The organism is Arthrobacter sp. B055-34 (assembly GCF_059090425.1).
In genome coordinates, this window is record NZ_JBNHFQ010000004.1 from 153,702 (window position 1) to 173,283 (window position 19,582).

Sequence of the window (19,582 nt, forward strand, 5' to 3'; positions counted from 1 at the left end):
TGGAGTGGATAGTGTTTTGGATCGTAATCGGCATTGTGGTGGCCGTGGCCGGGGCCGCCATGTGGGGCCGCAAGTACTTTCGGCATGAAATCGACCGGGCCAAGCGGATCCGTCGCGCCAACCAGGACGGCGAACGTTAAGCGCGCACGGGCTCAAGGCGCAAGCGCGGGTCGGTGCCGGGCTGGAGGCTGCAGATTGCCGTGCCGGCACCTCAGCGCCGGAGGCTGCTGGTGTCAGCTGCCCGTAGCGACGTTATTTCCTGGAGCCAGTTATAGGAGGATTTCGGGATGCGCTGCTGGGTTTCGAAGTCCACATAAACCAAGCCGAAACGCTGGCTGTAACCGGCGGCCCATTCGAAGTTGTCCATCAGCGTCCAGATGTAATAGCCGCGCAGGTCGATCGATTCGGCGGGGCCGCCGGGTGCGGTGGCATTCAAGGCAGCCGCCAAATGGTCACCGAGGTAATTGATCCGGTTTACATCGGCAACGTGCGGCTCCGATGTCAGTGCATCCTGGACCACCACATCGGGGAAGCTTGCGCCGCCCTCAGTGATGAAGACGGGGGGCAACCCTGGATACCTGTTGGCCATTTCCGTCAGGGCCACTGCTAGGTACTCCGGTGCGATCGGCCAGCCGAAGGCCGTGCGGTCGTACTGAGGCCAACCGGTGATGTGGAAGGGAAGGTCCGGACTGTCCTCGAGCATATGCTCCGGAACTCCCTCCGGGATGGCATGCGGGCCGGTGTTAGGCCCCGGGCCGGGCGCGATTCGGGTCGGGAAGTAGTAATTGAGGCCATAGAAGTCCAAGGGCTGGCTCATGATCGCCAGGTCTTCCGCGGAAACATCCGTGAGGTAGTGCAGGAACGGCGTCAGCAGCGGATTGAAGTCCGAGTACCGGCCGAGCAGCACTGGGTCCGAGAACATCGCGTTGTGCAGGATATCGAAGAGTTCCACCATCAGGTCGTTGGCAAAGCCGCCGCGGGCGGAGACAACGGGCGAGTACACATTGGTAATGCCTACCTCGCCCGGGACGTTGGCGCTGCGCAGTGCCTGGACGCTTAGCCCGTGGGCCAGGATCATATGGTGCGCTGCGGGCAAGGCTTCGAACAGGCCCGGATAACCCGGGGCATGAATGCCCAGGGCATAGCCGTTGAGGGTTACGGTGGTGGGTTCATTGATAGTGACCCAGCGGTGGACCCGGTCACCGAAGGCCTCCGCGGCGAGCCCGGCGAAGTCAGCCAGCCGATATGCGGTCTCGCGGTTGAGCCATCCACCGGCCTGCTCGAGCGGCAGTGGGGTGTCCCAGTGGTAGAGCGTGCACATGGGTGAAATTCCGCGCTCGAGCAGCTGGTCGAGGAGCCGGTCATAGAAATCGATGCCTGCCTGGTTGACCTGACCGCGGCCGTCGGGCTGGATACGCGGCCAGGAAAGAGAGAAACGGTACGAGTCGACGCCGAGCGCGTGCAGCAGCTCGACGTCTTCGGGCATCCGGTGATAGTGGTCGCAGGCGACGTCGGCCCGGTCACCGTTGACGATGTGGCCTTCCTGCTGGGAGAAGGCGTCCCAACCCGAGGGCCCGCGGCCGTCTTCGGCCACGGCACCTTCAATCTGAAAGGCGGCCGTGGCAACTCCCAGCGTGAAGTCGGGCGGGATCAGTGCTGCCAGGCTCTGCGGTGTCATGCCCATGATCAAGTCCTTAGATCAAGCCGCCGGCGGCCGGAAGAGCCGTCGATAATCAGAAGCATCTCACTTCAAGACGGCTGCGTCACGGCAATTTGTGGCGTCCGCAGCCAAATGGCTATGGTTGGGAAGGAACACCTAGGTTGTTCCAGTCGGGCCGGAGTGTATACCCGGCCGGTGCAGATGCCCGGCAATCCGGCGCAGATTGGCGTTTCATGCCGATATCTGCCACACTAGATGAGTTGTTCAAGCGCTTCCTTATGTCGTCGTGCGAAACCGCGTCCCGCCCGGGATAATGCCCGGGGCCAGGGTCAGGTTCCACTAGGCGGAGAAGCCCAAATATAACCCGCCCCAATTTTGCATGGGTTCGTGCGCAGAATATTCGCGACACGCCCGAGCGCGGGGGTCGGAGCCTCGGCAGGGTGAGGAACCCGGAAATATCCGGATTCAGTCTGTTGGAGGAGCGCCAGGTGCGGACTTGATCCGGCCGGAGGGGCGCAGACCGGAAATTAACAGAGCAGCACTGAGAAAGAGAGCGGAGACGCCATGGCGGGACAGAAAATCCGCATCCGTCTGAAGTCATATGACCATGAGGTCATTGATGTTTCAGCACGGAAGATCGTTGAGACGGTCACGCGTGCAGGCGCAACGGTAGTCGGCCCCGTGCCGCTGCCCACCGAGAAGAACGTGTACTGCGTTATTCGTTCGCCGCACAAGTACAAGGACAGCCGTGAGCACTTTGAAATGCGTACTCACAAGCGTCTGATCGACATTATTGACCCCACGCCGAAGGCCGTTGACTCGCTCATGCGTCTTGACCTGCCTGCTGACGTGAACATCGAAATCAAGCTGTAGGGGAGTGCGGATAAATATGTCTACCACTACACGCCAGGTAAAGGGACTGCTGGGCACCAAGCTCGGCATGACCCAGGTCTGGGACGAGAACAACCGCCTTGTGCCGGTAACTGTCGTCCAGGCTGACTCCAACGTCATCACTCAGCTGCGCAATGCAGATGTTGATGGTTACACCGCCGTTCAGATCGGCTTCGGCCAGATCGACCCCCGCAAGGTGTCCAAGCCGCTGGCTGGCCACTTTGAGAAGGCCGGTGTCACCCCCCGCCGCCACGTAGTTGAACTGCGCACCTCAGATGCAGACACCTACGAGCTGGGCCAGGAGCTCTCCGTGGAGACCTTCGAAGCCGGCCAGAAGGTCGACGTCGTCGGAACCTCCAAGGGTAAGGGCTTCGCCGGTGTTATGAAGCGTCACGGCTTCCATGGTGTTGGTGCCTCCCACGGTGCCCACAAGAACCACCGTAAGCCCGGTTCCATCGGTGGCGCGTCCACCCCGGGCCGCGTCTTCAAGGGCCTCAAAATGGCCGGCCGCATGGGCGCCGTCCGCCACACCACGCTGAACCTGACCGTTCACGCTGTGGACACTGAGAAGTCGCTGCTCTTGATCAAGGGCGCCGTTCCCGGTGCCCGCGGCTCGGTCGTTCTCGTCCGTTCCGCTGTGAAGGGAGCCTAGTTCAATGGCTAACACTGTAAATGTCGATCTGCCTGCAGAGATCTTCGACGTACAGACCAACGTGCCGCTGCTGCACCAGGTTGTCGTCGCGCAGCTCGCTGCCGCCCGCCAGGGCACGCATAAGACCAAGACCCGCGCCGAGGTTTCGGGTGCAGGCCGCAAGCCGTTCAAGCAGAAGGGCACCGGCCGCGCCCGTCAGGGTTCCATCCGTGCACCTCACATGACCGGCGGTGGCGTTGTCCACGGTCCGACCCCGCGCGATTACAGCCAGCGCACCCCCAAGAAGATGAAGGCTGCTGCCCTGCGCGGCGCCCTGTCCGACCGGGCACGCAACGGCCGCATCCACGTTCTCGAGTCTCTGGTTGCCGGCGAGAAGCCGAACACCAAGGGTGCCCTCGAGTCCCTGCGGTCCGTCTCTGACCGTAAGAACCTGCTCGTTGTTATCGAGCGCGCCAACGATGTTGCGGCCCTGAGCCTGCGCAACATCACGGAAGTTCACACGATCTACGTAGATCAGCTGAACACCTACGACGTGCTGGTTTCCGACGACGTGGTCTTCACCAAGGCAGCCTACGAGGCTTTCGTCAACAAGGAGGACGCCAAGTGAGCGCGACCACCGTAAAGGACCCCCGCGACGTCGTCATTGCACCCGTCGTTTCGGAGAAGAGCTACGGCCTGATCGACGAAGGTAAGTACACCTTCCTGGTCGACCCGCGCTCGAACAAGACCGAGATCAAGCTGGCCGTGGAGAAAATCTTCTCCGTGAAGGTCGACTCGATCAACACCATCAACCGTGCCGGGAAGCGCAAGCGCACCCGTTTCGGATGGGGACAGCGCAAGAATACCAAGCGCGCAATTGTCACCCTGAAGGAAGGCACAATCGACATCTTCGGCGGTCCGCTTTCTTAAGCGGAGACCACTTTAACGAGGAAATAAACTATGGGAATCCGTAAACACAAGCCGACTACGCCGGGCCGCCGAGGCTCTAGCGTTGCCGACTTCGCTGAAATCACGCGATCGACGCCGGAAAAGTCGTTGGTTCGTCCCCTGACCAAGTCGGGCGGCCGTAACAACTCCGGTAAGATCACTACCCGCCATAAGGGTGGTGGCCACAAGCGCGCCTACCGTCTGATCGACTTCCGTCGTCATGACAAGGACGGCGTGCCGGCCAAGGTTGCCGAGATCGAATATGATCCGAACCGCACCGCCCGTATCGCGCTGCTGCACTACGTTGATGGCACCAAGCGTTACATCCTTGCTCCGGCCAAGCTGAAGCAGGGCGACGTTGTTGAGGCCGGCGCCAGCGCCGACATCAAGCCCGGCAACAACCTGCCGCTGCGCAACATCCCCGTGGGTACTGTTATCCACGCCGTTGAACTGCGTCCCGGCGGCGGTGCCAAGATGGCCCGCTCCGCCGGTGCCTCGGTACAGCTCGTTGCCAAGGAAGGCAAGTACGGCCAGGTCCGTCTGCCCTCCGGCGAAATCCGCAACGTTGACGTGCGCTGCCGCGCATCCATCGGTGAGGTCGGCAACGCCGAGCAGTCCAACATCAACTGGGGCAAGGCCGGCCGCATGCGCTGGAAGGGCGTTCGCCCGACCGTCCGCGGTGTGGCCATGAACCCGGTCGACCACCCGCACGGTGGTGGTGAAGGTAAGACCTCCGGTGGACGCCACCCGGTCAACCCGAACGGTAAGCCTGAGGGCCGCACCCGCCGTCCCAACAAGGAAAGCGACAAGCTCATTGTGCGTCGCCGTCGTACTGGCAAGAACAAGCGATAGGAGCCTGGAGACATGCCACGCAGCCTGAAGAAAGGCCCCTTCGTCGATCAGCACCTCTTTGTCAAGGTAGCTGCAGAGAACGAAAAGGGCACCAAGAACGTCATTAAGACGTGGTCCCGCCGTTCGATGATCGTCCCCGACATGCTCGGGCACACGATCGCCGTACACGACGGACGCAAGCACATTCCGGTGTTTGTCACCGAGTCGATGGTCGGGCACAAGCTCGGCGAATTCGCCCCGACGCGGACCTTCCGCGGCCATGTGAAGGACGACCGTAAGGGCAAGCGCCGCTAGGCGCTCGCTCGTACGGCAGAAGACGAGAGAAGGAAAGCAATGGAAGCCAAGGCTATTGCGCGCCATATTCGCGTGACGCCTATGAAGGCCCGGCGCGTCGTCAACCTTGTTCGTGGCAAGCAGGCGAATGAGGCTCTGGCAATTCTGAAGTTTGCCCCGCAGGCAGCTTCGGAGCCGGTCAGCAAGGTACTCGCATCGGCAGTCGCCAACGCCCGCGTTCTCGCGGACCGTGACGGCGTCGCCTTTGACGAGAGCGACCTGTACATCAGTGAAGCATTTGTCGATGAAGGCCCGACCATGAAGCGGTTCCAGCCGCGTGCCCAGGGCCGCGCTTACCGCATCAACAAGCGGACCAGCCACATCACACTTGTTGTCGCTACCCCGGAGAAAGAGGAGGACCAGTAAGTGGGACAGAAAGTAAACCCGCACGGATTCCGACTCGGTATCACCACCGACCACGTTTCCCACTGGTTCGCTGACAGCAACAAGGCCGGCCAGCGTTACAAGGACTTCGTTCGCGAAGACGTCAAGATCCGCCAGCTTATGTCCACGGGCATGGAGCGGGCAGGTATTGCCAAGGTTGAGATCGAGCGCACCCGTGACCGTGTCCGCGTGGACATCCACACCGCACGGCCCGGTATTGTTATCGGCCGCCGTGGTGCAGAAGCTGACCGCATCCGCGGCGAGCTCGAAAAGCTGACCGGCAAGCAGGTTCAGCTGAACATCCTTGAGGTCAAGAACCCCGAGATCGAAGCACAGCTCGTTGCCCAGGGCATCGCCGAGCAGCTGACTTCCCGCGTGGCTTTCCGCCGCGCGATGAAGAAGGCCATGCAGTCCGCACAGCGGGCCGGCGCCAAGGGTATCCGCGTTCAGTGCTCCGGCCGCCTGGGTGGCGCCGAAATGAGCCGTTCGGAGTTCTACCGCGAAGGCCGTGTGCCCCTGCACACCCTCCGCGCGAACATCGACTACGGCTTCTTCGAAGCCAAGACCACCTTCGGCCGCATCGGCGTGAAGGTCTGGATCTACAAGGGCGACGTTACTGCCAAGGAACTGGCTGCGCAGCAGGCTGCAGCTCCGTCCCGTGGCCGTGGCGGAGACCGTCCGGGCCGCGGCCCGGCAGACCGCGGTGGCGAACGCCGTCGTCGTAATGACCGTCCTGCACAGGCTTCGGCCGATGCAGCTCCCAAGGCCGAGGCTCCGGCTGCTGAAGCAGCTGCCGCTCCGGCTGCCGAAGGAGGACAGGCTTAAATGCTTATCCCACGTCGAGTCAAGCACCGTAAGCAGCACCACCCGGGTCGTTCCGGCGCTGCAACGGGCGGCACCCAGGTCAGCTTCGGCGAGTGGGGTATTCAGGCGCTCACGCCTGCATACGTCACCAACCGGCAGATCGAAGCAGCCCGTATCGCTATGACCCGCCACATCAAGCGTGGCGGTAAGGTCTGGATCAACATTTATCCGGACCGCCCCCTGACGAAGAAGCCGGCCGAAACCCGTATGGGTTCCGGTAAGGGTTCGCCGGAGTGGTGGGTTGCCAACGTCAAGCCGGGCCGGGTTCTGTTCGAACTCTCCGGTGTCAGTGAAGAGGTAGCTCGCGAGGCACTGCGCCTGGCGATCCACAAGCTCCCGTTGAAGGCACGCATTGTGCGTCGCGAAGGTGGTGAATAGAAATGGCAATTGGTTCAAAAGAATTGGCAACTGACCAGCTCGAGACTTTCGATAAGGACCGTCTCGTAGAAGAGCTGCGCAAGGCCAAGGAGGAACTGTTCAACCTCCGTTTCCAGTCCGCCACCGGTCAGCTGGAGAACCACGGGCGCCTCAAGGCAGTCAAGCGCGACATCGCCCGCATCTACACGGTGCTGCGTGAGCGCGAGCTGGGCATCCGCCCCGAGGTCGTAGCTCCCGTTGAGGAAGCTAAGACCGAGAAGAAGGCAAAGAAGTCCACGAAGGCTGAGTCTGCAGAAGAAGCAGAGGCTCCGGCCGCCGAGGATGATGCCAAATGAGTGAGAAGGAAGCATCTGTGACTGAAGCAGCACAGGCTCGTGGCAATCGGAAGACCGCCCGCGGCTACGTTGTCTCGGACAAGATGGATAAGACCATCGTCGTCGAGATCGAAGACCGCAAGAAGCACGCCCTTTACGGGAAGGTTCTTCGTCGGAATTCCAAGATCAAGGCCCATGACGAGCAGAACACCGCCGGCATCGGCGACCTGGTCGTCGTCGCCGAGACTCGCCCGCTGTCCGCTACCAAGCGGTGGCGTCTGGTCGAGATCGTCGAAAAGGCCAAGTAGACCCTAGGGTTTACGGTTGGGCCCGTCCGTTTCGGCGGGCGGGCCCAACCCCTTAGATTTCCCGCCCCATAGCTGGTTTCCGGCAGTTGCCGCAAACCGGTCGGGACCGGGTTTGAAGGGGAGCGATCCTCTTGAAAAATACGAGCCCCTGGCCGCTTAGTTCTCGGGAAAATCCGGTGAATTTCGCGTCTGGGGTGTCTTAGTAATAAACTAGTAATCTTGCCTGTGCCGTTTGGAAAGACTATCCACCTTTCCGTATGGACAGAATAGGCAAATTCCCACTTCCGCCTTCGGTCCGCGCTTGCGCGCGGGCAGGGGGAGCTCGGGGTGGGGGTATCCCATATCCGTTCCGCAAGGCTCACATGATGAGAACCAGCGCGACGACAGGAGTAATAAGTGATTCAGCAGGAGTCGCGGCTTAAGGTCGCCGACAACACGGGTGCCAAGGAAATCTTGACCATCCGCGTTCTCGGTGGATCTGGACGTCGCTACGCAGGCATTGGCGACGTCATCGTTGCCACCGTTAAGGATGCAATTCCCGGCGGCAACGTCAAGAAGGGTGACATCGTCAAAGCTGTCATCGTTCGTACCAAGAAGGAACGCCGCCGTGTGGACGGTTCCTACATCAAGTTCGATGAAAACGCTGCAGTGATCCTGAAGAACGACGGTGACCCCCGCGGTACCCGTATCTTCGGCCCGGTTGGCCGTGAGCTTCGCGATAAGAAGTTCATGAAGATCATCTCGCTTGCTCCGGAGGTGCTGTAGTTCATGGCTGCAAAGTTCAAGATCAAGAAGGGTGACCTGGTTCAGGTCATCACCGGTGCCAAGCAGGAACGCGGCGGCGACCGCGGCAAGCAGGGCAAGGTCCTCAAGGTTTTCCCGGAGACCAACCGCGTATTGGTTGAAGGCGTCAACACCGTCACCAAGCACACCAAGGTCGGTCAGTCGCAGCGCGGCACGAAGACCGGTGGCATCGAGACCGTAGAGGCCCCGCTGCACATCTCCAACGTTGCCGTTGTTGACCCCGAGACCAAAAAGCCGACCCGTGTTGGCTACCGCACCGAGACCGTCGAGCGTGATGGCCGTGAGCGCACTGTGCGTATCCGCGTTGCCAAGAGCTCCGGGAAGGATCTCTAATGACTGAGACCGTCACCAAGATCGTCCCCCGTCTGAAGACCCGTTACGCAGAAGAGATCAAGCAGACTCTGCGCGACGAGTTCAATTACGTCAACGTCAACCAGGTTCCCCGCCTTGTCAAGGTTGTTGTGAACATGGGTGTTGGAGATGCCGCCAAGGACTCCAAGCTCATCGACGGTGCTGTGCGCGATCTGACCCAGATCACCGGTCAGAAGCCCCAGGTCACCAAGGCCCGCAAGTCCATCGCACAGTTCAAGCTGCGCGAAGGCATGCCGATCGGCGCGCACGCAACACTGCGTGGCGACCGCATGTGGGAATTCGTTGACCGCCTGGTCAGCCTGGCTCTGCCCCGTATCCGCGACTTCCGCGGCCTCAACGGCAAGCAGTTCGACGGCAATGGTAACTACACCTTCGGTCTGACCGAACAGGCGATGTTCCACGAAATCGATCAGGACAAGATCGATCGCGTCCGCGGTATGGATATCACTGTAGTGACTACCGCAAAGACCGACGACGAGGGTCGTGCGCTGCTCAAGGCGCTTGGCTTCCCGTTCAAGACCGAAGATTAATTCAACTACGTAAAAGGTCCCGTTCCGCTGGTTGAGCCTGCCGGAACAAGGAAACCGTTACGAGGAAGGGCAAGAGCCCACAATGACTATGACAGATCCTGTCGCAGACATGCTGACTCGTCTGCGCAATGCAAACTCGGCTTACCACGAATCCGTGTCCATGCCGTACAGCAAACTCAAGGCACGCGTTGCCGACATCCTGAAGGAGCAAGGCTACATCGCCGGCTGGAAGGAAGAGGAAGCTGAGGTTGGCAAGAAGCTGACCATCGAACTGAAGTTCGGCCCGAGCCGCGAGCGTTCTATCGCCGGTATCCGCCGCATTTCCAAGCCCGGTCTCCGTGTTTACGCGAAGTCCACCAACCTGCCGCACGTGCTGGGTGGCCTGGGTATCGCAATCCTGTCCACCTCTTCCGGGCTGATGACTGATCGTCAGGCCGGCAAGAAGGGCGTGGGCGGCGAAGTCCTCGCTTACGTCTGGTAACGGAAAGGAAGAGATAAAATGTCACGTATTGGACGTCTCCCCATCACCGTTCCCGCCGGCGTAGAGGTTAAGGTCGACGGCAACGTTGTCTCCGTCAAGGGCACCAAGGGAGAACTGACCCACGCGGTTGCTTCCCCGATTCAGGTGGCCCTGGACGAGAGCACGCTGACCGTGTCCCGCCCGAACGACGAGCGCGAATCCCGGTCCCTCCACGGCCTGACCCGCACCCTGATCAACAACATGATCATCGGTGTGACCGAAGGCTACAAGAAGAACCTCGAGATCGTTGGAACCGGTTACCGCGTACAGGCCAAGGGCTCGGACCTCGAGTTCGCCCTGGGCTACAGCCACCCGGTTGCCATCAAGGCCCCCGAAGGCATCACCTTTGCAGTAGAGGGTCCGACCAAGCTCTCTGTATCGGGAATCAACAAGCAGCAGGTCGGCGAGGTTGCTGCCAACATCCGCAAGCTGCGGAAGCCGGACCCCTACAAGGGCAAGGGCATCCGTTACGTAGGCGAGCAGATCCGCCGCAAGGTCGGAAAGGCTGGTAAGTAACCATGGCTCTCGGAATTAAGGGTAAGAGCAAGTCCGCTGCACGCGGCCGCCGCCACCTGCGCGTCCGTAAGCGCATCACCGGCAGCGCGGTCCGTCCGCGTCTGGTAGTCAACCGCTCCGCACGCCACGTATTCGTCCAGGTTGTCGATGACAGCAAGGGCATCACCGTGGCTTCGGCTTCCACCATGGAAGCCGATCTGCGCGGATTCGAAGGTGACAAGACCGCAAAGTCCAAGCGCGTTGGCGAGCTCGTAGCAGAGCGCGCCAAGGCTGCCGGCATCGAGGCCGTTGTCTTCGACCGTGGTGGTAACAAGTACCACGGCCGTGTCGCAGCTGTTGCCGAAGGCGCACGTGAAGGTGGGCTGGCACTGTGACCGCAGAGAATAACGAAAAGGATACTCAGGTGACTGAAGCAACTGAGACCACCGCAACCGCGGGTACCGCCGATAAAGCTGCTTCTTCCCAGGATGACCGCCGCGGCGGCCGTCGTGGAGAGCGTGGCGACCGCGGTGGCCGTGGCGAGCGTGGTGGCCGTGGTGGCCGCGACAACGCACGCGACGCCGAGAAGGACAAGTACCTCGAGCGCGTCGTCACTATCAACCGTGTTTCCAAGGTCGTCAAGGGCGGTCGTCGCTTCAGCTTCACCGCTCTGGTAGTTGTCGGCGACGGCAACGGCCTGGTCGGCGTTGGTTACGGCAAGGCGAAGGAAGTTCCCGCAGCTATCGCCAAGGGTGTTGAAGAAGCCAAGAAGTCCTTCTTCCGCGTCCCGATCATCGGCGGCACGGTGCCTCACCGTGTCCAGGGTGAGGCCGCTGCAGGCGTCGTCATGCTCCGTCCGGCCGCCGCCGGTACCGGTGTTATCGCCGGTGGCCCGGTCCGCGCCGTACTAGAGTGCGCCGGCGTCCACGATGTGCTCTCGAAGTCGCTCGGCTCTGCCAACGCGATCAACATTGTGCACGCAACGGTGGACGCACTGCGCCGTCTCGAAGAGCCTCAGGCAGTAGCAGCCCGTCGTGGCCTGCCGCTGGATGAGGTTGTTCCTCCGATCCTGCTCCGCGCAATGCAGCAGCAGAAGGCAGGTGCGTAATGATCCAGACGACTCGTAACAACTTGGTTGCGTCTGATGCACAGTTGGAAATCACCCAGATTAAGTCCGTCATTGGCGGCAAGCAGAATCAGCGCGACACGCTGCGTTCATTGGGCCTGAAGCGTATCGGACACACCGTTGTCCGTAACGCCGATGCCGTGACCGTGGGCATGCTCAACACTGTTTCTCACCTGGTAAAGGTTGAGGAGGCGAAGTAGAGATGGCAGAAGAGAACAACACTCTGAAGGTCCACCACCTGCGTCCTGCCCCCGGCGCCAAGACCGCCAAGACCCGTGTTGGTCGTGGTGAAGGCTCCAAGGGTAAGACTGCAGGCCGTGGTACCAAGGGTACAAAGGCGCGCTACCAGGTCAAGGCAGGATTTGCGGGCGGCCAGTTGCCCCTGCACATGCGCCTGCCGAAGCTGCGTGGCTTCAAGAACCCGAACAAGGTGGAATTCCAGGTTGTGAACCTGGATAAGCTCAACGAGCTGTTCCCCGAGGGTGGCGAGGTCACCGTGGATAACCTGGTCGAAAAGGGCGCGGTTCGCAAGAACCAGCTCGTCAAGGTTCTGGGCACCGGCGACATCACCGTCAAGGTTGATGTGAAGGCTCATGCCTTCTCCGCCAGTGCTGCTGAGAAGATTGCCGCCGCCGGCGGTTCCATCACGGAGCTGTAGCCAAACGGCTTCGGTAGTGATCTCTCACAACCAATGACTAAACTCTTGGTGGTCGGTGTATTCCGGCCACCAAGAGTTTCATTGGGTTAAAGGCAGCTCACTTTTTGTCCGCGAGTTATTCCGGACGCGGCCGAGCAGATAGACTCGGTTCTTGTGCATCGCCGCTCGGCGGCATCAAAAGACTTTTCAGGAGGACGCTTGCTCAGCGCAATTGGCCGGGTTTTCCGGACGCCGGACCTGCGGCGCAAGTTGTTGTTCACCCTCGGCATCATCACCATCTACCGCCTGGGTGCCTTCATCCCTGCCCCCGGTGTTGATTACGGAAACGTTCAGCAATGCTTGGCGCTCGGCAACACCAGTGGCGGGCTGTACCAGTTCGTCAACCTCTTCAGCGGCGGCGCCCTGCTGCAGGTGTCCATCTTCGCCCTCGGCATCATGCCGTACATTACGGCGAGCATCATCGTGCAGTTGCTGCGGGTGGTCATTCCCCGCTTCCAGGAGCTGCATCAGGAAGGCGCGCAGGGCCAGTCGAAGCTGACCCAGTACACCCGCTACCTGACCATTGCCCTCGGCCTGCTGAACGGCACCACGCTCGTCTCGCTGGCCCGCTCCGGTGCCCTGCTGGGCGACTGCCCGGTGCCGATCATCCCGGACGACAGCCTGATCGTGATCGTGCTGCTCATCCTGACGCTGACGGCCGGTACAGGCCTGATCATGTGGATGGGTGAACTGGTCACGGAAAAGGGCGTCGGCAACGGCATGTCCCTGCTGATCTTCGTTTCCATCGCCGCGGGCTTCCCGAGCTCGCTGGGTGAAATCCTGCGCGCTCAGGGCGTCAACATCTTCATCGGCGTGATCATCATCGGCCTCTTCACGGTGGCCGCGGTCATCTTCGTGGAGCAGTCCCAGCGCCGGATCCCGGTCCAGTACGCCAAGCGTATGATCGGCCGCCGCACGCTCGGCGGCACCAGCACCTACATTCCGATCAAGGTGAACATGGCCGGTGTTATCCCGGTCATCTTCGCTTCGTCGATGCTCTACCTACCCTCGCTGGTAGCCCAGTTCAACACTCCGACGGACGGCACCACCCCGCCGCCGGAATGGGTCAACTGGATCAACACCTTCCTGGTCAGCGGCGACCACCCGGTCTACATGGCCGTGTACTTCGGCCTGATCGTCTTCTTCACCTACTTCTATGTGGCCATCACCTTCAACCCCGAAGAGGTGGCGGACAACATGAAGAAGTACGGCGGTTTCATCCCGGGGATCCGGGCCGGCCGCCCCACCGAGGAATACCTCTCCTACGTGCTGTCCCGGATTACCCTTCCGGGCGCGCTCTACCTCGGCGTGATTTCTCTGATTCCGCTGATCGCCCTGGTGCTGATCAACGCGAACCAGAACTTCCCGTTTGGCGGCGTCTCGATCCTCATCATGGTTGGTGTTGGTCTGGAAACCGTGAAACAGATTAATGCCCAGCTACAGCAACGTCACTATGAAGGACTACTGCGATGACAAAGATGCTCATTATTGGCCCGCCCGGATCCGGCAAAGGAACCCAGGCTTCACGTATCTCCGAACGGCTGGGCATCGTCGCCATATCCACCGGTGATATCTTCCGCGCCAACGTCAAGGAAGAGACCCCGCTGGGCCTCGAGGCGAAGAAGTACATCGACAACGGGGACTTCGTACCGGACAGCGTCACCAACAACATGGTGCGCGACCGCCTTTCCAAGGACGACGTCGAACCGGGTTTCCTCCTCGATGGCTACCCGCGCACCACAGCGCAGGTGGATGAGCTGGACAGCATCCTGGCCGAGAGCGAGGATCAGCTGGACGTAGTCCTGCAGCTGACCGCCGACGACGAGGAACTGGTCAAGCGCCTGCTGGGCCGCGCAAAGCAGGAAGGCCGCGCCGATGACAACGAAACCGTCATCCGGCACCGCCTGGACCTGTACCACGAGCAGACCGAGGCAGTCGTCTCCCGCTACCAGGAACGCGGCATCGTGACCAAGGTGGACGGGCTGGGCGCCATCGACGACGTCACCAACCGCATCATGGATGCGCTCAAGAGCGTCACCGCTTAGCAACAGGAGCTGCCGCTCCAACCTGAGCCCAGGCCCTGATCCTTCGGAATCGTTGGACAGGGCCTGCGGCATTTCGCAGAACAGAAGGAATACAGAAACCATGGCATTCGGCCAGCCCAGCATCGAGTACAAGACCAAGGACCAGATCCGCAAAATGCGCAAAGCGGGTCTGGTGGTCAGCCGCGCGCTCGACGCTGCGGTGGCCGCCGCCGTCGTCGGTGCCACCACCAGCGACGTGGACGCTGCCTTCGAAGCGGTGCTCAACGAGGCGGGCGCCAAGAGCAACTTCAAGGGCTACCACGGCTTCCCGGCCACCGTCTGCGTTTCGGTGAACGAGGAAGTTGTCCATGGCATCCCCGGCCCCAAGGTGCTCCAGGACGGGGATATCCTCTCCATCGACGGCGGCTGCAGCATCGACGGCTGGCACGGCGACTCCGCACGGGGAGTCATTGTGGGCACGGCCGATCCTGAAGACCAGCGGCTCTCCGACGTGACCGAGGAAGCCATGTGGCGGGGGATCGCTGCGCTGGCCAACGGCACGCGCGTCGGCGACATCGGCAACGCCATCGATGACTATGTCAGCAGCGTTGAGGGCAAGCCGCTGGGCATCCTAGAGGACTACGTGGGCCACGGCATCGGCACCGCCATGCACCAGGCGCCGGACGTGCTGAACTACCGCACCAGCCACCGCGGGCCGAAGATCCGTCCGGGCCTATGCCTGGCCATTGAGCCCATGCTTGTCCGCGGAGACATCGAGACCAAAACCCTGGACGATGACTGGACCGTCGTCACCACCGATGCCTCGCGCTCGTGCCAGTGGGAACACACGGTTGCCGTGCACGACAAGGGCATCTGGGTCCTCACCGCCGAAGATGGCGGAGTTGCCAAGCTGGCGCCGCTGGGCGTCACCCCGGTTCCGCTGGACTGACCGGCCCTTAATTTCAAGCGAACGACGGCGGCTCTTGGCTTGGCCTTTGACGTTGCGTTCCGCGGGTCTCGCCCGGGATGAAAAAACTTTCATTCCAGGCGAGACCTTTTGCGCTCCCGGCACATTTACTAAGTAGATGGCCCGCAAGGGACCTGAATCCGGCTGAGGAACGAACGGCTTCGGCCCGTCAGGATGCATTGCATGGAGAGAGGGTCATCGAGGGTATGGCCGCGGGGCGGTGGGAGCGAACGGCTCACCGCTCCGTTGGCCGGCCACACCTTTCCTTCCAATCCACAGGGCTTTAGGAGCCCGGGAAGGGGCTCTTATATGGTAGAAACATGGGCCGCAAAGTACTGAAACAGCGCAAGCATGCCGTCTTCGCGGCAGTGATCACGGCAGGACTGATCGGAATAGGCGCCGTTCCAGCGGTCGCCGCCGCCAGCCCAGCTCCCTTCGCAACCTCGGAGACAACCTCGACTAAGCAGTCCACCGGCGCGGAACATTGCTGGTTCAACGCCGTTACCTCGGCGTCCGAATGCTATGGAACTGAAGCCGCCTTGGACACGGCACTTGAGCAGCTGGGTGTGGACCAGCCGGTGGGCACTGTTGAGCAGACCGTAACCGACCAGTTGGCTGAACCCGCCGCAACCACCCATACGATAGAACCGGCCTTGACAACCCCGGCGGCTGAGCCGGCAGCGGCCACGCAGCAAACCGTCGAACCGGCCATGGCAACATCGGCAACAGCGGAGCCCGCGATGGCGACCCAGCCAACAGCTGAGCCGGCACCCGTGACCGAGGAGGCGCCGCCGTCGTCGTTGGTTACAGCGGGAATTGTGTATGCGAACGCCGGGTACTCCGGGGCCTCGTACCGGATCCTGAATTACGGGGGCTGCTCCGCGGGAGGCTCGGCCTTCATCAACCTGGCCGACGTCGGCTGGAATGACCGGGTCACGTCCTTCCGCGGCTACAACGGCTGCAACGTGCGGCTGCACGAAAACCGCGACGGCGAAGGGGCAACTTATGGTGACTACCAGTTCTCAAGCTGGATCGGTGACTTCAACGACCGGGCTTCATCAGCCAGTTTCTTCGGCTAGATGGCAGTGGATGACGAGCCGGCGGCCCCTCCGCCGCCGGATGAGTCCGCGCTGCTCCGGCGCTGCGGAAGCAGGGACGAAGACGCGTTCGGCGTGCTCTACGAGCGCCATGCCGACGGCGTGCTGCGGTACCTGGGCAGGATCACCGGCGATGTCGGGGCCGCGGAGGAGCTTGCCCAGGAAACCTTCTTCCTCATGTGGGAGAAGGCGAAGCGGATCAAGTGCGTCAACGGCTCCGTGTTCCCCTGGCTCTACACCACAGCCAAGTATCTGGCGGCAAACCATCTGCGCAAAAAGGGCAACCAGCACATGCTGGACATCGACCAGATGGACGTCGGGCGGGTCCTCGCCGAGGTCTCGACCGAAGAGAAGGTCATCGCGCAGGACACCCTCAACCGGGTCCACCGCGCGGTGTCGGCCATGCCCGAAGCAGACCAGCGGATCTTCCTGGTCCACTTCGTCGGCGGCCGCCCGCACGGCGACATTGCCAAGGAACTCGGCCTGACCAAGGCCGCCGTCAAGAACCGGGTGCTGCGCCTGCGCAACCGGCTGAAGAACCAGTTTTCGGACGTGCTCACAGCGGAAGAAGGTGAATAGGAATGGACGAACTCCAGCTCAGTAAAGCGCGCGTGCGTTCGGCGCTGAACGCGCGGATTACGCAGGACATCGCCCGCCACAAACGACGACGGCGGGTGGTCACCGCTGCTGTCGCCGTGCCGGTGCTGGCCGGTTCCGCCACCGCGGGCTTTGCCATTCTGAACCTCACCGACGACCAGAAGCGCTTCACCGCAATCTGCTACATGGGCTCCACGCCCGACGCCCCGCAGCAGGAGGCGGGCTTCGCCAGCGGCGGCGAGATCGTCGGCACCAATCCGGACGGCAGCGTCATGGTGGACCTGTCCGGCGTACCGCAGCGGATTGACCCGCAGGAACTCTGCGGCGCACTCTGGCAGGAGGCGCCGTTGCCGGAACCTGGGCAGCCTTCGCCGGAGGAAGCGGCACCGGGGGAGGGCCGGTCCCAGGAAGGACAGGACCAGCAGACCCCGGGAAGCGAACCTCCGGCGATGGTGACCTGCATCCGGGACGACTGGCGCTACGCCGTCTTCGCCACGCCGGATGGGCTGCCCGCGAATGTTGAGCAGTTCTGCGAAGCCGTCGACATGAAGCCCGGAACCATCGACGTCACCAAGCTCTGAGGATCCAATGAACGACGACGGCGGGCAACAGTTGGGCGAGGGCGGCTGGACCGAGGTGGTCAGAATGGGGGACACGGTCCGCCGTCCGGTCCGCCCGTTCACCGCCACCGTCCAGCAGTACCTGGCGCACCTGCACGCCCAGGGCTTCGATGCCGCTCCGGTCCCGCTCGGCTACGACGACGCCGGACGGGAAGTCCTCTCCTACGTCCCGGGCGACATTCCGGCGGAGCCGCTGCCCGCAGAGGCAACGGGTCCGGAGGTTCTGACCGCGCTGGCCCGGCTCATCCGCCGGCTGCATGACGCCGCGCAGGGATGGGCGCCGCCGGAAGGCGCGGTGTTCGGCAGCCTTCCCGGTATCCGTCCGCCAGGTGTCATGCCCCTGTTCGCCACGCCCGAACTGGTATCCCACCAGGACTACTGCCCGGGCAATGTCGTCTTCCGCAACGGCGTGCCGACGGCCCTGATCGACTTCGACCTCGCCAGGCCAACCACCCGCGTCGCCGACATCGTCAACGCGCTCTACTGGTGGGCGCCGCTCCTGCACCCGGCAGACCGGGCTCCGGCCTTGGTCGAAGCTGACATTCCGGCACGGGTGCGGCTGTTCTCCGATGCCTACGGCATGAACGCCGAGCAAAGGCGCACGCTGGTTGATGTCGCCATCCAGCGCGGCCGCAACGCCTCGCTCACCGCCAAAGCTGCCGCCGACGCCGACCCGGTCTTCCGGCGCTGGTGGAACGAAGGGGTAAAGGACCGGATGCCCAGGGCCGAAGCCTGGCTCAGCGACAACGCAGATCTGATCAGGGCAGCCCTCTAGAGTGAAGGCATGACTTCCTCCATCACCGATGTTCCCGGAATCAAGGTCGGCCAGGTCCAGCGGATCGGCGAGGGCTGGCTGTCCGGCGTGACCGTGGTGCTGCCGCCGCCGGGAACCATCGGTTCCGTGCACGTGGGCGGGGGAGGGCCGGCCACCCATGAAACCGATGCGCTCGATCCGACCACGCTGGTTCCCACAGTGGACGCGGTGGTCCTCACCGGCGGCAGCGCATTCGGGCTGATCACTGCCCACGGCGCACAGCGATGGCTCGAGGAGCAGGACAGAGGCTTCCGGACAGATGCCGGTGTGGTGCCGATCGTGCCCGCGGCAGCGATCTTCGACCTCGGCCGCGGCGGCGATGCCAAGGCCCGCCCAACCGAACAGATGGGGTACGACGCCGCCGCTGCAGCAGGTGCCTCTCCAGACTTTGCGTCCGTGCAGCGGGGCAACGCCGGTGCCGGCACCGGAGCGGCGTTGGACTATCAGCGCTATAAAGGGGGAGTGGGCAGCGCTTCGCTGCGGATGAGCGGCGGCAACTCCGACGTGGTCATCGGTGCGATCGCGGTGGTCAACGCGGCCGGCGCACCCGTTGGGCTCGGAACCGAACAGGTCTCGCGTGCTGCCCCCGCGCTGCCGCCGCTGCCTACCCAGGCCCCGCCTCCCACCCAGGCCCCGCTGAACACTACGCTTTGCGTCGTCGCCACCAACGCCGTGCTGGATCCCGCGCAGGTCAAACGCACCGCTTCGGCCTCGCACGCGGGACTGGCCCGCGCGCTCAATCCGTCCCACACGCTGGGCGACGGGGACGTGGTCTTCGGCCTGGCCACCGGCGAGAAGCCGCTGGTACAAGAGGGCCCGGTCACCCCGGTCCTGGAATTACAGATTTTGGCGGCGGAAGCCGTCCGCCTTGCCATCCTTGACGCGGTGGCGAGTGCCGAGACTGTGGAGACTCCCGCCGTCGTACTTGCAAAGCACCCCGATTTAACTTAAAGCGGCGCGCGGAGTACAGTTATCTGTTGGTTGTCTCTACTTTCGTGCCCGTTCCCGGGCCGGGGGCCGCTCAACGAGCGCATTCCACCGGAAGTCTAGTGGCAAGCAACACCCAAAAACTAGCCCCACGCAAGTGGTGGTTACTGACGTTAGCGGAGGATATGGCTAAGAAAGACGGTGTCATAGAGATTGAAGGCACTGTGCAGGAAGCTCTGCCCAACGCGATGTTCCGCGTTGAGCTGACTAACGGACACGTTGTGCTTGCTCACATCTCGGGAAAGATGCGTCAGCACTACATCAGGATCCTCCCAGAGGATCGTGTTGTAGTGGAACTCAGCCCGTACGACCTCTCACGGGGCCGTATCGTCTACCGCTACAAGTAAAGACTTAGCTCCGCGGGCCACC

At 62.3% G+C, this 19,582-nt stretch carries 31 protein-coding genes; 30 read left to right on the forward strand and 1 reads right to left on the reverse strand.

Annotated elements, in window-relative coordinates:
- Window positions 1–11 precede the first annotated feature (11 nt).
- Window positions 12–140, forward strand: coding sequence for a hypothetical protein (locus AC5RWO_RS09190; RefSeq protein WP_498731105.1), 129 nt, complete (start codon window positions 12–14; stop codon window positions 138–140).
- Window positions 141–211: 71 nt separating this feature from the next.
- Here the strand turns inward: AC5RWO_RS09190 and AC5RWO_RS09195 are convergent, their stop codons facing one another.
- Complete coding sequence (locus AC5RWO_RS09195) at window positions 212–1,684, reverse strand: GH1 family beta-glucosidase (protein WP_498731106.1); 1,473 nt, start codon at window positions 1,682–1,684, stop codon at window positions 212–214.
- 540 nt (window positions 1,685–2,224) lie between these two features.
- Here AC5RWO_RS09195 and rpsJ point away from each other — a divergent pair.
- The 29 genes from rpsJ (at window position 2,225) to infA (ending at window position 19,560) form a co-directional block, all read left to right on the forward strand.
- Window positions 2,225–2,533, forward strand: a complete 309-nt coding sequence (gene rpsJ, locus AC5RWO_RS09200) for a 30S ribosomal protein S10 (RefSeq protein ID WP_003803825.1) — start codon at window positions 2,225–2,227, stop codon at window positions 2,531–2,533.
- A gap of 16 nt (window positions 2,534–2,549) precedes the next feature.
- On the forward strand, window positions 2,550–3,203 hold the full coding sequence (gene rplC, locus AC5RWO_RS09205; RefSeq protein ID WP_139005742.1) for a 50S ribosomal protein L3: 654 nt from the start codon (window positions 2,550–2,552) through the stop codon (window positions 3,201–3,203).
- A gap of 4 nt (window positions 3,204–3,207) precedes the next feature.
- Window positions 3,208–3,810: a 50S ribosomal protein L4 gene (gene rplD / locus AC5RWO_RS09210; protein WP_074701286.1), complete on the forward strand. Its 603-nt coding sequence runs from the start codon at window positions 3,208–3,210 to the stop codon at window positions 3,808–3,810.
- Window positions 3,807–4,112 carry a 50S ribosomal protein L23 gene (gene rplW / locus AC5RWO_RS09215; protein WP_074701287.1) on the forward strand — a complete coding sequence of 102 codons (306 nt, stop codon included), beginning with the start codon at window positions 3,807–3,809 and terminating at the stop codon, window positions 4,110–4,112. Before rplD ends, rplW begins: the two co-directional genes overlap by 4 nt.
- A gap of 30 nt (window positions 4,113–4,142) precedes the next feature.
- Window positions 4,143–4,982 (forward strand): 50S ribosomal protein L2, encoded by an 840-nt coding sequence (rplB, locus tag AC5RWO_RS09220; protein WP_074701288.1) that lies wholly within the window; start codon window positions 4,143–4,145, stop codon window positions 4,980–4,982.
- A gap of 12 nt (window positions 4,983–4,994) precedes the next feature.
- The gene (gene rpsS, locus AC5RWO_RS09225) at window positions 4,995–5,276 is read left to right on the forward strand and encodes a 30S ribosomal protein S19 (protein ID WP_074701289.1); all 282 of its coding nucleotides are present in this window, start codon (window positions 4,995–4,997) and stop codon (window positions 5,274–5,276) included.
- A 39-nt stretch (window positions 5,277–5,315) separates the two neighbouring features.
- The gene (rplV, locus tag AC5RWO_RS09230) at window positions 5,316–5,681 is read left to right on the forward strand and encodes a 50S ribosomal protein L22 (protein ID WP_074701290.1); all 366 of its coding nucleotides are present in this window, start codon (window positions 5,316–5,318) and stop codon (window positions 5,679–5,681) included.
- Complete coding sequence (gene rpsC / locus AC5RWO_RS09235; RefSeq protein ID WP_074701291.1) at window positions 5,682–6,524, forward strand: 30S ribosomal protein S3; 843 nt, start codon at window positions 5,682–5,684, stop codon at window positions 6,522–6,524.
- Window positions 6,525–6,941: a 50S ribosomal protein L16 gene (rplP, locus tag AC5RWO_RS09240; RefSeq protein ID WP_074701292.1), complete on the forward strand. Its 417-nt coding sequence runs from the start codon at window positions 6,525–6,527 to the stop codon at window positions 6,939–6,941.
- Between the two features lie 2 nt (window positions 6,942–6,943).
- Window positions 6,944–7,276, forward strand: a complete 333-nt coding sequence (gene rpmC / locus AC5RWO_RS09245; protein ID WP_498731107.1) for a 50S ribosomal protein L29 — start codon at window positions 6,944–6,946, stop codon at window positions 7,274–7,276.
- Window positions 7,273–7,563 (forward strand): 30S ribosomal protein S17, encoded by a 291-nt coding sequence (rpsQ, locus tag AC5RWO_RS09250; protein ID WP_074701294.1) that lies wholly within the window; start codon window positions 7,273–7,275, stop codon window positions 7,561–7,563. The genes rpmC and rpsQ overlap by 4 nt, the downstream gene beginning before the upstream one ends.
- Window positions 7,564–7,959: 396 nt before the next feature.
- A complete protein-coding gene (rplN, locus tag AC5RWO_RS09255) occupies window positions 7,960–8,328 on the forward strand; it encodes a 50S ribosomal protein L14 (RefSeq protein WP_074701295.1) in 369 nt (122 codons plus the stop codon).
- 3 nt (window positions 8,329–8,331) lie between these two features.
- Window positions 8,332–8,700, forward strand: coding sequence for a 50S ribosomal protein L24 (gene rplX / locus AC5RWO_RS09260; protein WP_074701296.1), 369 nt, complete (start codon window positions 8,332–8,334; stop codon window positions 8,698–8,700).
- The gene (gene rplE / locus AC5RWO_RS09265; RefSeq protein WP_074701297.1) at window positions 8,700–9,269 is read left to right on the forward strand and encodes a 50S ribosomal protein L5; all 570 of its coding nucleotides are present in this window, start codon (window positions 8,700–8,702) and stop codon (window positions 9,267–9,269) included. Before rplX ends, rplE begins: the two co-directional genes overlap by 1 nt.
- A gap of 82 nt (window positions 9,270–9,351) precedes the next feature.
- Complete coding sequence (rpsH, locus tag AC5RWO_RS09270) at window positions 9,352–9,750, forward strand: 30S ribosomal protein S8 (RefSeq protein ID WP_074701298.1); 399 nt, start codon at window positions 9,352–9,354, stop codon at window positions 9,748–9,750.
- Window positions 9,751–9,768: 18 nt separating this feature from the next.
- The gene (rplF, locus tag AC5RWO_RS09275; RefSeq protein WP_498731108.1) at window positions 9,769–10,305 is read left to right on the forward strand and encodes a 50S ribosomal protein L6; all 537 of its coding nucleotides are present in this window, start codon (window positions 9,769–9,771) and stop codon (window positions 10,303–10,305) included.
- 2 nt (window positions 10,306–10,307) lie between these two features.
- The gene (gene rplR / locus AC5RWO_RS09280) at window positions 10,308–10,679 is read left to right on the forward strand and encodes a 50S ribosomal protein L18 (protein ID WP_074701300.1); all 372 of its coding nucleotides are present in this window, start codon (window positions 10,308–10,310) and stop codon (window positions 10,677–10,679) included.
- Window positions 10,676–11,392 (forward strand): 30S ribosomal protein S5, encoded by a 717-nt coding sequence (gene rpsE / locus AC5RWO_RS09285; protein ID WP_074701301.1) that lies wholly within the window; start codon window positions 10,676–10,678, stop codon window positions 11,390–11,392. The genes rplR and rpsE overlap by 4 nt, the downstream gene beginning before the upstream one ends.
- Window positions 11,392–11,610 (forward strand): 50S ribosomal protein L30, encoded by a 219-nt coding sequence (gene rpmD, locus AC5RWO_RS09290; protein ID WP_139005753.1) that lies wholly within the window; start codon window positions 11,392–11,394, stop codon window positions 11,608–11,610. Before rpsE ends, rpmD begins: the two co-directional genes overlap by 1 nt.
- A gap of 2 nt (window positions 11,611–11,612) precedes the next feature.
- Entirely contained in the window at window positions 11,613–12,068 is a 456-nt protein-coding gene (rplO, locus tag AC5RWO_RS09295; protein WP_498731109.1) for a 50S ribosomal protein L15, read from the forward strand.
- A gap of 198 nt (window positions 12,069–12,266) precedes the next feature.
- Window positions 12,267–13,580, forward strand: coding sequence for a preprotein translocase subunit SecY (gene secY, locus AC5RWO_RS09300; protein ID WP_498635766.1), 1,314 nt, complete (start codon window positions 12,267–12,269; stop codon window positions 13,578–13,580).
- Window positions 13,577–14,152 carry an adenylate kinase gene (locus AC5RWO_RS09305; protein WP_498731110.1) on the forward strand — a complete coding sequence of 192 codons (576 nt, stop codon included), beginning with the start codon at window positions 13,577–13,579 and terminating at the stop codon, window positions 14,150–14,152. The genes secY and AC5RWO_RS09305 overlap by 4 nt, the downstream gene beginning before the upstream one ends.
- Window positions 14,153–14,252: 100 nt before the next feature.
- On the forward strand, window positions 14,253–15,080 hold the full coding sequence (gene map, locus AC5RWO_RS09310; protein ID WP_498731111.1) for a type I methionyl aminopeptidase: 828 nt from the start codon (window positions 14,253–14,255) through the stop codon (window positions 15,078–15,080).
- Window positions 15,081–15,418: 338 nt separating this feature from the next.
- Window positions 15,419–16,177, forward strand: a complete 759-nt coding sequence (locus AC5RWO_RS09315) for a hypothetical protein (protein ID WP_498731112.1) — start codon at window positions 15,419–15,421, stop codon at window positions 16,175–16,177.
- The gene (locus tag AC5RWO_RS09320; protein WP_498731113.1) at window positions 16,178–16,774 is read left to right on the forward strand and encodes an RNA polymerase sigma factor; all 597 of its coding nucleotides are present in this window, start codon (window positions 16,178–16,180) and stop codon (window positions 16,772–16,774) included. It abuts the gene before it with no gap.
- 2 nt (window positions 16,775–16,776) lie between these two features.
- Window positions 16,777–17,373, forward strand: a complete 597-nt coding sequence (locus AC5RWO_RS09325) for a hypothetical protein (protein WP_498731114.1) — start codon at window positions 16,777–16,779, stop codon at window positions 17,371–17,373.
- A gap of 7 nt (window positions 17,374–17,380) precedes the next feature.
- Window positions 17,381–18,187 carry a phosphotransferase enzyme family protein gene (locus AC5RWO_RS09330; protein ID WP_498731115.1) on the forward strand — a complete coding sequence of 269 codons (807 nt, stop codon included), beginning with the start codon at window positions 17,381–17,383 and terminating at the stop codon, window positions 18,185–18,187.
- A gap of 9 nt (window positions 18,188–18,196) precedes the next feature.
- The gene (locus AC5RWO_RS09335) at window positions 18,197–19,177 is read left to right on the forward strand and encodes a P1 family peptidase (RefSeq protein WP_498731116.1); all 981 of its coding nucleotides are present in this window, start codon (window positions 18,197–18,199) and stop codon (window positions 19,175–19,177) included.
- Window positions 19,178–19,338: 161 nt separating this feature from the next.
- Window positions 19,339–19,560, forward strand: coding sequence for a translation initiation factor IF-1 (gene infA / locus AC5RWO_RS09340; RefSeq protein WP_005267757.1), 222 nt, complete (start codon window positions 19,339–19,341; stop codon window positions 19,558–19,560).
- The last annotated feature ends 22 nt before the right edge of the window (window positions 19,561–19,582 follow it).

Coding starts and splice junctions, on each gene's coding strand:
- AC5RWO_RS09195 (WP_498731106.1), bottom strand. CDS start 1,684: ATGGGCATGACACCGCAGAGCCTGGCAGCACTGATCCCGCCCGACTTC.
- rpsJ (WP_003803825.1), top strand. CDS start 2,225: ATGGCGGGACAGAAAATCCGCATCCGTCTGAAGTCATATGACCATGAG.
- rplC (WP_139005742.1), top strand. CDS start 2,550: ATGTCTACCACTACACGCCAGGTAAAGGGACTGCTGGGCACCAAGCTC.
- rplD (WP_074701286.1), top strand. CDS start 3,208: ATGGCTAACACTGTAAATGTCGATCTGCCTGCAGAGATCTTCGACGTA.
- rplB (WP_074701288.1), top strand. CDS start 4,143: ATGGGAATCCGTAAACACAAGCCGACTACGCCGGGCCGCCGAGGCTCT.
- rpsS (WP_074701289.1), top strand. CDS start 4,995: ATGCCACGCAGCCTGAAGAAAGGCCCCTTCGTCGATCAGCACCTCTTT.
- rplV (WP_074701290.1), top strand. CDS start 5,316: ATGGAAGCCAAGGCTATTGCGCGCCATATTCGCGTGACGCCTATGAAG.
- rplP (WP_074701292.1), top strand. CDS start 6,525: ATGCTTATCCCACGTCGAGTCAAGCACCGTAAGCAGCACCACCCGGGT.
- rpmC (WP_498731107.1), top strand. CDS start 6,944: ATGGCAATTGGTTCAAAAGAATTGGCAACTGACCAGCTCGAGACTTTC.
- rpsQ (WP_074701294.1), top strand. CDS start 7,273: ATGAGTGAGAAGGAAGCATCTGTGACTGAAGCAGCACAGGCTCGTGGC.
- rplX (WP_074701296.1), top strand. CDS start 8,332: ATGGCTGCAAAGTTCAAGATCAAGAAGGGTGACCTGGTTCAGGTCATC.
- rplE (WP_074701297.1), top strand. CDS start 8,700: ATGACTGAGACCGTCACCAAGATCGTCCCCCGTCTGAAGACCCGTTAC.
- rpsH (WP_074701298.1), top strand. CDS start 9,352: ATGACTATGACAGATCCTGTCGCAGACATGCTGACTCGTCTGCGCAAT.
- rplF (WP_498731108.1), top strand. CDS start 9,769: ATGTCACGTATTGGACGTCTCCCCATCACCGTTCCCGCCGGCGTAGAG.
- rplR (WP_074701300.1), top strand. CDS start 10,308: ATGGCTCTCGGAATTAAGGGTAAGAGCAAGTCCGCTGCACGCGGCCGC.
- rpmD (WP_139005753.1), top strand. CDS start 11,392: ATGATCCAGACGACTCGTAACAACTTGGTTGCGTCTGATGCACAGTTG.
- rplO (WP_498731109.1), top strand. CDS start 11,613: ATGGCAGAAGAGAACAACACTCTGAAGGTCCACCACCTGCGTCCTGCC.
- AC5RWO_RS09305 (WP_498731110.1), top strand. CDS start 13,577: ATGACAAAGATGCTCATTATTGGCCCGCCCGGATCCGGCAAAGGAACC.
- map (WP_498731111.1), top strand. CDS start 14,253: ATGGCATTCGGCCAGCCCAGCATCGAGTACAAGACCAAGGACCAGATC.
- AC5RWO_RS09315 (WP_498731112.1), top strand. CDS start 15,419: ATGGGCCGCAAAGTACTGAAACAGCGCAAGCATGCCGTCTTCGCGGCA.
- AC5RWO_RS09320 (WP_498731113.1), top strand. CDS start 16,178: ATGGCAGTGGATGACGAGCCGGCGGCCCCTCCGCCGCCGGATGAGTCC.
- AC5RWO_RS09325 (WP_498731114.1), top strand. CDS start 16,777: ATGGACGAACTCCAGCTCAGTAAAGCGCGCGTGCGTTCGGCGCTGAAC.
- AC5RWO_RS09330 (WP_498731115.1), top strand. CDS start 17,381: ATGAACGACGACGGCGGGCAACAGTTGGGCGAGGGCGGCTGGACCGAG.
- AC5RWO_RS09335 (WP_498731116.1), top strand. CDS start 18,197: ATGACTTCCTCCATCACCGATGTTCCCGGAATCAAGGTCGGCCAGGTC.
- infA (WP_005267757.1), top strand. CDS start 19,339: ATGGCTAAGAAAGACGGTGTCATAGAGATTGAAGGCACTGTGCAGGAA.